Source organism: Actinomadura formosensis NBRC 14204 (assembly GCF_001552155.1).
Lineage (GTDB): Bacteria > Actinomycetota > Actinomycetes > Streptosporangiales > Streptosporangiaceae > Spirillospora > Spirillospora formosensis.
Window position 1 is genome coordinate 17,098 of record NZ_BCQQ01000099.1, and the last position, 9,907, is coordinate 27,004.

A 9,907-nucleotide genomic window follows, 5' to 3' on the forward strand; every position below is an offset into this window, starting at 1 on the left:
CACCAGGTGCGATCGCGGCGGTGGCCAAGTACCGTCGAAGGGACGTGGCCGCCTGCGTCGCCCCCGATCCCGAGGTGGTGGATGGCCCTGCGATTCGGAATCGAGGAAGAGTACTTCGTCGTCGATCCCGTCTCCCGGGAGGTCGTTCCCCGTGCCGCCGCCGTCGTGCGGCGGGCCCGCGCGGCGCTGGGCGAGCGCACCTCCACCGAACTGGTCGAGTTCCTCGCCGAGGCCAAGACCTCGCCGTGCGACGACCTGGACAAGCTGCGTGAGCAGATCCGGTCGATGCGGGCGGCGATGGCGGCCGCGGCGGCGGCGGAGGGCGTCCGGCTCGCCGCGACCGGGACGCCCGTGCTGGGCGCGGTGGTCCCCCCGCCGATCGGCGCCGGCGCCCGCTACGCCGAGAGCCTGGCCGTCTACCGGGGGCTGGACGACGAGCAGAGCATCTGCTCGTGCCACGTCCACGTCGAGATGCCCGACCGGGAGCACGCCCTCCAGGTCGGCAACCATCTGCGGCCGTGGCTGCCGACGCTGCTGGCGCTGGCGGCGAACTCGCCGTACTGGGCGGGACGCGACACCGGGCACGCCTGCTGGCGGGTGATGGCGTGGGCGCGGTGGCCGGTGGCGGGGCCGCCGCCGTTCTTCCGGTCTGCCGCGCACTACGACGACCTCGTTGCGACGCTGCTCGGCTGCGGCGCCCTGATGGACACCGGGACGGTCTTCTGGGACGTCCGCCCGTCGGCGCGGCTGCCCACGCTGGAGATCCGGCTCGCCGACGTCGCCCCGACCGCCGGTGACGCCGCCGTGCTCGCCGCGCTGATCCGGGCGCTGGTGCAGGTGTCGTCCCAGGCGGTGGACGCCGGGGAGCCGGCGCCCGACCCGCCGCAGGAGATGCTGCGCGCGGCCTACTGGCTGGCCGCGCGGGACGGCCTGGCCGGGCGGGGCGTGGAGGTGTGCACCGGCCGCCCTGCCGGCTTCCGGGAACTGGCGGGCGACCTGCTGGCGCACGTCCTGCCCGCGCTGGGCGACACCGGGGACCTCGCGTTCGTCACCCGGGGCGTCCGGCGGCTGCTCGCCGGCGGAACGGGAGCCGAGCGGCAGCGCGCCGCCTACCGCCGCCGCGGCCGGCTGACCGACGTCGTCGACGCGGCGCTGCTGCGGGACCGGTGAGCCGCGGGCGGGCCGCCGCTCCAGAAATACGGCTTTCCCCTTTTCAACCGTTTTCGCCGGTGCCCCACGGGTACCACCGACCTGAGCCGGGCAGTGCCCGGCCACGGGGGATGTACGCACGGGTCCGTCCCGCACGGCCGCTCGCGGGGCGCCCACCCTCGATCGGATACAGGTGAGTGCAGCGACTCGGGACGGAGCGGCCGCGAGATGAGTCTCAGGGAACCGGGCGTGCCGCCCCGGAACCCGTTCTCCCACCCCGCGCTCTTCTACCGCGACGACACCGAGTACCTCGCCGGGACCATCCCGTTCATCCTGGCGGGACGCGCGGCGGGCGAGCTGGCCGCGAACTCCTGCCTGCACGGCGGCGGGGGCGGCACCGCGCGGCTGTGGTCCGAGGACGGCCAGGTCGTCTGCGAGGTCCGCGACGCCGGGACGATCGTCGACCCGCTGGCCGGGCGCCGCCCCGCGTACCTGAGCCCGCACGGAGGCCGGGGCATCCTCCTGGTCAACCACCTCGCCGACCTCGTCCGCGTCCATACCGGCCCGGACGGCACCGCGATCCGCGTCTACCTGCGCAAGCGGGCCGGGCGGCCGACGGCCGAGTCTTGACCCGGCGGCAGGTGTAGCGGACGGACGGCGGGAATGATGCCTGCGCCCGAACTCTCCCGATCGATGTGAGGAACGATGCGTTTTCTCGCCCGTGCTCACCAGATGCCGGCCAGGCTGGCCGCGGGGGCGTTCGTCCTGAACTCGGGCCTGTCGAAGCTCCGGGCCCTGGACGAGTCGGCCGAACAGACCCACGGCATGGCCAAGACCGCCTACCCGTTCCTGGAGTCGCAGGACGCGCGGGTCTTCACCCGCAACCTCGGCCGGACCGAGGTGGCGCTCGGCACCGCGCTGCTGGTGCCCCTGGTGCCCTCGCTGCTCGCGGGCGCGGCGCTCACCGCGTTCTCCGCCGGGCTGACCGGCCTGTACCTGCGGATTCCGGGCATGCGCGAGGAGGGCGGCATCCGTCCCACCCAGCAGGGCATCGTGCTCGCCAAGGACACCTGGCTGGTGGGGATCGGCTGCACGCTCGTCCTGGAGGAGCTGTCCCGGCCGCGCACCGAACGCCGCCGCCGCCGCTGCGCGTGACCCGGACGGGGTCGGCGAACCGCTCTCCACAAGAGATCGACTTCATTGGTCATGGTGCTGTCATGTCCGGAAGCGGCCACCGGGCGCGGGCGTTCGCGCGACGGGACGCGGGCATGGCGGCGGCCCGTTCTTCCGCCCCGTTCCTGATCTCCCCCGCCGAGGACTCCCGTCCCGGTGGCACGCCGCCAAACACGGCTGGCCGAATGCGGTCATGATGCGGGCGCCGTCCGGACGGCTCGGCCGGCCCCGGTTTCCCCGCGCCCGGCTGGGCCGCCTACCGTCGGGAAGGAGCCATTGCACTCCCCTCCGGTGAAGGCGATAGGTGACCACCGATGACCATGGCCGAGACACGGGCGGCGGAGACCCCGCTCGCCCTGCACAGGCCGGGTCCGGCGCGCGTCCAGGACTACCTCCTCGGCGGGAAGGACAACTACTCCGCCGACCGCCGTCTCGCGCACCGGATCCTGGACGTCCTCCCCCAGTCGACCGAGACGGCCCGCGCCGCCCGCGGCTTCCTCGCCGAGGCGGTCCGGCTGCTGGCCGCACGGGGTCTGCGGCAGTTCCTCGACCTCGGCTGCGGCCTGCCCAGGGACGACAACCTGCACCAGATGGCCGCCCGTCACATCGGCGGCACCCGCGTCGTCTACATCGACCACGACCCGCTCGTCATCGCGCACGCCCGCGCGCTGCTGCTCGACGGCGGCAACATCGCGGCGCTGCGGGCCGACCTCCGCGACCCGGACTCGATCCTCGGCAGTCCCGAGGTGCGCAGGCTGATCGACCCGGCCGAGCCGGTGGCGCTGGTGCTCTCCTCCGTCCTGCACTTCCTGCCCGCCGCCCGCGACCTCGTCGCCGGCCTCGCCGCGCCGGCCGCGCCGGGCAGCGCCCTCGTCGTCTCGCATCTCACCGCCGACTTCGCCCCCGCCGCGGTCGCCGAGGCCGCGCACCTCTACCGGGAGGCGAGCGGCGTCCCGGTGCATCCGCGCGGCGGCGCCGAGGTGACGCGCCTGCTCGGACCGTTCCGCCCGCTGCCGCCCGGGGTGACCCCGCTCACCGGCGGGACGTCCCCGAGCGCTCCGCTCATGTACGGGGTCGTCGCCGTCCGCTGAGCCGCCCACCGGCCTGTGGGGTTGGTCACAGCCGACGGCGACAAGGGGCTTTTCCCCGAAAAAATCTCATTTGGGGTTAGAAAAGGTAACGGTCCGGCCCCTATGGTGGCCCGGATGCCGACGAATCCCCTGACTCCCACGGAATCGACCATCGGTGCTCCCCCGGAACGCGCCTCCCGGATGGGCTGGCTGGACGCCCTGCGCGGACTGGCCGCCCTGGTGGTGGTGTTCGAGCACTCCCTGGACGTGCTGCTCCCGGAGATACGCAGAACGGCCAGCCCATGGTTCGATTTCGGCCGGTACGGGGTGTTCGTGTTCTTCCTCGTCAGCGGCTACGTCGTGCCGTTCTCGCTGGAGCGGCGCGGCAGCGTCCGGCGATTCTGGGCCGGGCGGTTCTTCCGCCTGTACCCCGCCTGGTGCGTGTCGCTGACGCTGGCACTGGCGCTCGGGGCGGCCGGCCTGTCCTACGGGCTGCCCCCCGCGCTCGGCGAGCGTCCCTGGGCGTCCGCCCTCGCGCACCTGACAATGCTGCAGGATCTGCTGGGCGTGCCGAACGCCGTCAACGTCCTCTGGACACTGTCGTACGAGATGGTCTTCTACCTGCTCATCACGGCGATGTTCGTCGCCGGCGTACACCGCTCCAGCGCCCGCGCCGCGCTGGGGTTCGGGATGGGCGCGGCGATCCTCGGCGTCGTCCTGCCGTCCGGGCTGCTCGCCTCCCGATGGCCGGCCGGGACGGTCCTCATCGCCGCATCGCTGCTGGCGGGCGGCCTGGCCGCCATGCTCAGCCACCGGCGCGCGGCGCGGCGGGCCGGCGTCGCGGTCGTGGCGGTGCCGGTGCTGGCGCTGCTCGTCCTCAACAGCCGCATCGGTGCCATCGAGAGCCTGTGCATCATCGCCACGATGTTCGCCGGGACGGCCGTCCGCGGCATCCAGGAGGGGCGGCTGCGCCGCCGGCCGACCGTGGCGATGGTCGCGGCCGTGCCCGTCCTCTCGCTGGTGGCGGGCATGCGCGCCCCCACCTCCTGGGCCCTGTACGCCAACCCGAACCCCCTCGGCCCGGACTGGTCCACCGCCGTGGCCGCCGCGTGGCTGACGTTCCTGGCCGGGCTCGCGCTCCGGCACCGCGCCATGCCCCGGTTCCTCGTCTGGCCGGGGCTGGTCAGCTACTCGCTCTACCTGCTGCACCCGCTGGTCATCCAGCTGATCTGGCACGTCGCCGGACGCGACCCGGGCCACCTGCCCGGCGCGGTGCGCGCGGGGTGGGGTGTGGTGCTGGTCGCGGCCGTCCTCGGGTCGGCGGCGTTCACGCACCGGTACGTCGAACGTCCGGCGCAGCGGTTCGGACGGCGGCTGACGGCACGGCACCGCGCCGCCCCGGCGGCCGTCCCGCAGCCCGCCCGGACCTGACCTGACCGGCGGTGACCGTGGGGCGGGTGGTGACAGCGTTCACCTTCTTGCTTAGGGTGAGGCCGGTTCGCCCCCCGCCCCGAGCCGCCGAACGGATACCGGATGACATCAGGGCCCATGCCCGCCGAGCTGCCCGAGCTGCTGCGGCAGCACCTCCAGGCCGCCGTCGCCGAGATGGAGCGGGAGATCCGCGACCAGGTCCCGGAGTACGCGGGCGACGGCGGCGACTACGCGAAACGGGTGGAGCGGACGGTCAGCGCCACCGTCGCGTTCTTCGTCGACTCCGTCGACCACCCGAACGCCGACGCGCGCAAGCTGACCGAGATGTACCTGCGGCTCGGCGAGGAGGAGGCCCGGCAGGGCCGCAGCCTCGACCCCCTGCAGAACGCGATGCGGGTGAGCAGCCAGGTCGCGTGCCGGCGGTTCATCAAGGACGCCTACCGGCTCGGCTGGTCGCGGGAGACGCTCGGCCGGCTGACCGACTCGCTGTTCATGCTGCTGGCCCGGGTCTCCGACGCCGCCGCGCAGGGGTACGCCCGCCAGCAGGGGCGGCTCGCGACCGAGCGGGAGCACCGCCGCGAACGGCTGCGCGACCTGCTGATCGCCGAGCCGTCGCCCGGCCGGGAGGCGATCACCGCGCTGGCGGCCGCGGCCCGCTGGGAGCCGCCGAAGAGCATCGCCCTCGTCGCGCTGCCGGCCGGGGCTCCCGCGGGCGCGCGCATCCTGCCGCCCACCGTGCTGGCCGCCTGGGACGCGCCGCTCCCGTTCCTCGTGGTACCCGACCCGGAGGGCCCAGGTCAGGACCGGCTGCGGCCGGCGCTGCGCAGGCTCGGCACGGCCGCGATCGGGCCGACCGTGCCGCTCGACCGGGGCGCGGTGTCGCTGCGCTGGGCCCGGCACGCACTGACGCTGGCCGAGCGGGGCCTGCTGCCGTGCGACACGCCGGTCCGGTGCGTGGACCACATCGCCTCGCTGGCCACGTTCGCCGCGGACGAGCTGGTCGGCGCGACCGCCGAGGCCGTTGTCGGGCCGCTGCTGGCGCTGCCCCCGGCGCGCCGGCAGCCACTCGCCGAGACGCTGCTGACCTACCTGCAGTGCGGCGACAACGCGGTGATCGCGGCGGAGCGGCTGCACATCCACGAGCAGACCGTCCGGTACCGGCTGCGCCGTATCGCCGAGCTGACCGGCGGCCGGTTCTCCGGGCTGGACGGGCGGCTCGACCTCATGCTGATGCTGAGCTGGCTGGTGCGGTCCGGCCGCGCCGAGCGGACCGCCTAGCCCCGGTGAGCCCGCCGAGCAGGAGCGCGCGTCGGGTGATCAAGAGGGGGGTCCTTCCCGGCAGGGTCGGTCGGGGGGTTGGACGCCGCGGAGCGGGCGGAGGTTCTCTTCGCGTCCGGCGCGCGGGTCGGGCCGGCGCTCGCCCGCCCGTGCGGTGTGCGCGGACCGCGACAGCAGCGCCACCCCGGCGGTCAGCAGCACGGCGCTGACCGAGACGGCGGTGAACGCCGCGGCGGTCCGGGGCGGCAGCGTCGCGAACGCGAACGCGGCCACCAGGTAGGACGCGATGGGGTTGGTCATCGTCATCGCGGTCATCGCGGCGGGCAGCGCCCCGGCGGCGAACGCCCGCTGCTCCAGCACCAGCCCGAGCAGCGTGCTGCCCGCGAGCGCGTAGCCCGGCCAGTCGGCGGCGGTGGCCGCGACACCGCGGTCGACGAGGTCGGCGGTGGTGAGCTTGATCAGCACGGCGGTGGCCGCGAAGCACAGCCCGGCGCACACGCCGAGCAGCGCCGCCCGCACCGGCCCGGCGCGCAGCCACGCCGCCCGGGACAGCACGGCGACGAGCGGCGCGGCGATCAGGCCGGCGATGAACAGCCGGGACCGGGACGGCTCGCCCTCCGGCGGGATGGCCCCCGGCACCGTGAACAGGACGGCGAGACCCGCCGACACGGCGGCGCCGCCGAGCAGGTCCGTCCGGGCCGGGCCGCGGCCCGTGCCGACGGTGCCGAGGGCGATCGTGAAGACCAGCTGGGTGACCAGCAGCGGCTGGACGAGGGCGGTGGAGCCGAAATGCAGCGCGGTCGCCTGCGCGCAGAAGCCGGCCAGGTTCACCCCCCACCCGGTCAGCCATACCGGGTCGCGGACGAGCCGGCGGATCAGCCCCTGCGCGGCGCTCGCGTCCGAGCCGCCGCGCACCACCCGCCGCGCGGCCCGGTACTGCAGCGCCGCCGCGGCGGCGAACAGGAACGCGGCGAGCAGGCTGAAGCCGACCGACCAGGCCATCAGGCCGTGCCGCTCTGCGCTCCGCTGCCCGTGGGGACGGCCGCGGCCAGCCGCTCGAACGCGCGCAGCAGGCCGCCCGGGAACCCGGCGCTCTCGGGCAGCACCCGCGGCTCGGCGGTCACCGACACGTGCAGCGCCCCGTTCCAGCTCAGCGCGCCCACCGCGAACGGCACACCGCCGGCGAGCGGCAGGATCGGGTGGACGTCCCCGAGCGGCGCGCCCGCCAGCGACATCGGCAGCGGCGGTCCCGGCATGGTGGACACGATGCCGCCGAAGGACCCGGCCCGGTGGATGCCGCGCGCGGCGCGCGCGTGCAGCGGCGGCGGCAGCGCGCCCATCAGCCGCAGCACGGCGGTGCCCGCCACCGCCCGGCCGGATCCGCGGCGCCGCTCCGCCGCGTCGTGCACGGCCGCGAGCCGGTCCCGGACGGGCATCCGGCCGACCGGGACGTCCAGCCGGAGCACGGCGGTCAGGTTGCCGGGCACGGCGGTGCGGCCCCGGCCGGGCGGCGCGGGGGCGCGCAGCGTCATCGGGACGGCGGTGCGCAGCGGCCGGCCGTCCACCCGTTCGCCGCGCCGTTCCAGCACGTCCGCGACGAGCTCGCCGACCAGCGCGAGGAGCACGTCGGCGACTGCGACACCGGCCGCGCGGGCGACCGCCCGGACCCGGTCGAGCGGCAGCGTGGCGGTGCCGAAGGCGCGTTCCGGGCCGAGCGTCCCGGTGACCGAGACGGTCCGGGCGGTGCCGTCGAGGCCGAGCAGGACCAGGCCGGGCAGGACGGCGGCGGCGCGGCGGAGCCCGCGGGGGCCGCGCACCGCCGCCTCCGGCAGCGCGGGCTCCAGGAGGGCGCGCAGGATGTCGATGACGCCGGTGCCGTCCACGAGGGCGTGGTGGAACAGGACGACGGCGGCGTCGGGGCCGCCCTCGCGGCGGACGAGGAAGAACCGCCACGGCGGCCGGTCGCGGTCCAGCGGCTCGGCGATCAGCCGGGCGACGAGGCCGTCCAGCGCGCGCCGTCCGCCGGACGCCGGCAGGTCCACCTCCTGGACGTGCCGGCGCAGGTCGACGTAGCCCGCCTCCACCCAGCGCGGGCGCCGGAAGGCCCCGCCGGAGCGGACCCGCTGCGTCAGCCGCGGCAGCCGGGGCAGCCGCTCGGTGATGAGGGCGCGCACCCGCTCGGCCGGCGGCCCGGGCCCGGCGAACTCGGCGACCCCGCCCACGACCTGCGGGACGTCCCGGCTCTCGACGTACAGGAAGAAGGCGTCGGCGGCGGCCATCCGCTGCTGCCGTCCCGGCCGCGGCGGGTCGTCCCGGCGGCCTCGCAGCAGGCCGGCGCGCACCCGCTCGGCGACCGCCGCCGCCGGGATGAGCAGCAGCCCGCCCGGGATGTCCACCACGTAGTGCGCGGACGTCGCGACGATCACCAGCCCCGTCACCGCGAGGTGCGCGGCGCAGAGCCAGGTGAAGAAGGCACCGCACCGCGCCCGGACCGCCGCCACCCCGATCCACGCGACCCAGCCGATGTGCAGGCTCGGCATCGCCGCGTACGGGTTGGCGCCCGCCGACACCATCCCGGTGCCCCACGTGGCCGGCGGATGGTGGTGCGCGATGATGTCGGCGTACCCCTCCCCCGGCAGCAGCCTCGGCGGTGTCGTGGGCCAGAGGGCGAAGCAGCAGATCGCGATCAGCGTCACGAGGATCAGCATGTTGCGCGCCCACGCGTAGACGGGGCTGCGCCGCCACCACAGCCAGCCGAGGAACCCGAAGGTGCCGATCACGTACGTCGTCGCGTACTCCCAGGCGGCGACCGCGCCCAGCCATCCGTGCCGGACGAGCAGGTCGTTCAGCGGACGTTCGGCGTCCAGCCGGGCCCACTGCTCGAACTCCAGCAGCGCGCGCCCGTGCGCGTCGCTGGCCGCGCGGTCCCCGCTGAAGGCGTGTGTGAAGACCAGGTAGACGACCAGGACTCCCAGCGCGGTGACGATCTCGCGGGCGGCCGCCGCGGCCCGCCCCCCGGCCTCGTCGCCGGTTCCGGCCGCGACCGGCTCGCCCCCGATCACGACGCCCCTCCCGCATCGCGCATCGCTCCACCCCCCACCGATCATCCTCCCCACGATCGGCCCGGGCGACCATGAACCACCGGTTCCTTTCACTCCTACCCCCGGTCCGGCGCCTTGGCGCGGTCGCCGCCGCCGGCATCGCCGCCGGCGCGGACGTCCCGATACGCGCCGTGCCCGTGCCGCCGGTAGGCTGTCGGCGATCTACGGGCGGCCGCACCGGGGCGGCGCGAGGCCCCCGGGGCATTCCCGAACGGAGGTGGAGTCATGACGCAGGCGCCCGTAGGCCGGCTACCCGGCACCCTGCCACTGCCCGACCGGCTGCTGGCCGTGGCGACCCGCATGTTCGCCGAGAAGGGCTTCGAGAACACCTCGGTCCAGGAGATCGTGAACGCCACCGGCGTCACCAAAGGGGCCATGTACCACTATTTCGGCTCCAAGGACGATCTCCTCTACGAGATCTACCACCGGCTCCTCGGCCTGCAGATGTCCCGCCTGGAGCAGATCGCCGACGGCCCCGGCACCGCCGAGGAACGCCTCCGCGCCGCCGCCGTCGACGTCCTCAACACCTCGTTCCTCTACCTGGACGACTTCACGGTGTTCTTCCGCTCCACGCACCTGCTCTCGCGCGACCGCCGCGAGGCCGTCCGCGCCGAACGCCGCCGCTACCACGAACGCTTCCGGGCCCTCGTCGAGGAAGGCCAGCGTGAGGGCGGCTTCCGCACCGCCACCCCCGCCGACATCGCC

9 protein-coding genes are annotated in these 9,907 nt (G+C 75.4%); 7 read left to right on the forward strand and 2 right to left on the reverse strand.

What is annotated here, in order from left to right; translation table 11 throughout:
• The first annotated feature begins 81 nt into the window (after positions 1-81).
• The 6 genes from AF1_RS23260 (at position 82) to AF1_RS23285 (ending at position 6,101) form a co-directional block, all read left to right on the forward strand.
• A complete protein-coding gene (locus AF1_RS23260) occupies positions 82-1,170 on the forward strand; it encodes a carboxylate-amine ligase (protein ID WP_067803171.1) in 1,089 nt (362 codons plus the stop codon).
• 207 nt (positions 1,171-1,377) lie between these two features.
• Positions 1,378-1,779, forward strand: coding sequence for an ATP-binding protein (locus AF1_RS23265; RefSeq protein ID WP_084263246.1), 402 nt, complete (start codon positions 1,378-1,380; stop codon positions 1,777-1,779).
• Positions 1,780-1,854: 75 nt separating this feature from the next.
• Positions 1,855-2,304 (forward strand): hypothetical protein, encoded by a 450-nt coding sequence (locus AF1_RS23270; RefSeq protein ID WP_067803177.1) that lies wholly within the window; start codon positions 1,855-1,857, stop codon positions 2,302-2,304.
• Positions 2,305-2,636: 332 nt separating this feature from the next.
• Positions 2,637-3,413 carry an SAM-dependent methyltransferase gene (locus tag AF1_RS23275; RefSeq protein ID WP_067803180.1) on the forward strand — a complete coding sequence of 259 codons (777 nt, stop codon included), beginning with the start codon at positions 2,637-2,639 and terminating at the stop codon, positions 3,411-3,413.
• A 114-nt stretch (positions 3,414-3,527) separates the two neighbouring features.
• Positions 3,528-4,823: an acyltransferase family protein gene (locus AF1_RS23280; protein WP_165488386.1), complete on the forward strand. Its 1,296-nt coding sequence runs from the start codon at positions 3,528-3,530 to the stop codon at positions 4,821-4,823.
• A gap of 102 nt (positions 4,824-4,925) precedes the next feature.
• Complete coding sequence (locus AF1_RS23285) at positions 4,926-6,101, forward strand: PucR family transcriptional regulator (RefSeq protein ID WP_131732662.1); 1,176 nt, start codon at positions 4,926-4,928, stop codon at positions 6,099-6,101.
• 39 nt (positions 6,102-6,140) lie between these two features.
• On the opposite strand, the gene AF1_RS23290 is transcribed toward AF1_RS23285, so the two are convergent.
• Both AF1_RS23290 and AF1_RS23295 read right to left on the reverse strand, forming a co-directional pair.
• The gene (locus tag AF1_RS23290; RefSeq protein ID WP_067803189.1) at positions 6,141-7,103 is read right to left on the reverse strand and encodes a DMT family transporter; all 963 of its coding nucleotides are present in this window, start codon (positions 7,101-7,103) and stop codon (positions 6,141-6,143) included.
• On the reverse strand, positions 7,103-9,163 hold the full coding sequence (locus tag AF1_RS23295; RefSeq protein ID WP_067803191.1) for a bifunctional phosphatase PAP2/O-acyltransferase family protein: 2,061 nt from the start codon (positions 9,161-9,163) through the stop codon (positions 7,103-7,105). Before AF1_RS23295 ends, AF1_RS23290 begins: the two co-directional genes overlap by 1 nt.
• Positions 9,164-9,427: 264 nt before the next feature.
• On the opposite strand from AF1_RS23295, the gene AF1_RS23300 reads away from it, so the two are divergent.
• Positions 9,428-9,907 (forward strand): TetR/AcrR family transcriptional regulator (locus AF1_RS23300; RefSeq protein WP_067803193.1); only part of this gene is annotated, 480 nt, incomplete at its 3' end.

Excerpts from the sequence above, each read along its gene's own strand:
- AF1_RS23260 (WP_067803171.1), top strand. The coding sequence starts at position 82 with ATGGCCCTGCGATTCGGAATCGAGGAAGAGTACTTCGTCGTCGATCCC.
- AF1_RS23265 (WP_084263246.1), top strand. The coding sequence starts at position 1,378 with ATGAGTCTCAGGGAACCGGGCGTGCCGCCCCGGAACCCGTTCTCCCAC.
- AF1_RS23270 (WP_067803177.1), top strand. The coding sequence starts at position 1,855 with ATGCGTTTTCTCGCCCGTGCTCACCAGATGCCGGCCAGGCTGGCCGCG.
- AF1_RS23275 (WP_067803180.1), top strand. The coding sequence starts at position 2,637 with ATGACCATGGCCGAGACACGGGCGGCGGAGACCCCGCTCGCCCTGCAC.
- AF1_RS23280 (WP_165488386.1), top strand. The coding sequence starts at position 3,528 with ATGCCGACGAATCCCCTGACTCCCACGGAATCGACCATCGGTGCTCCC.
- AF1_RS23285 (WP_131732662.1), top strand. The coding sequence starts at position 4,926 with ATGACATCAGGGCCCATGCCCGCCGAGCTGCCCGAGCTGCTGCGGCAG.
- AF1_RS23290 (WP_067803189.1), bottom strand. The coding sequence starts at position 7,103 with ATGGCCTGGTCGGTCGGCTTCAGCCTGCTCGCCGCGTTCCTGTTCGCC.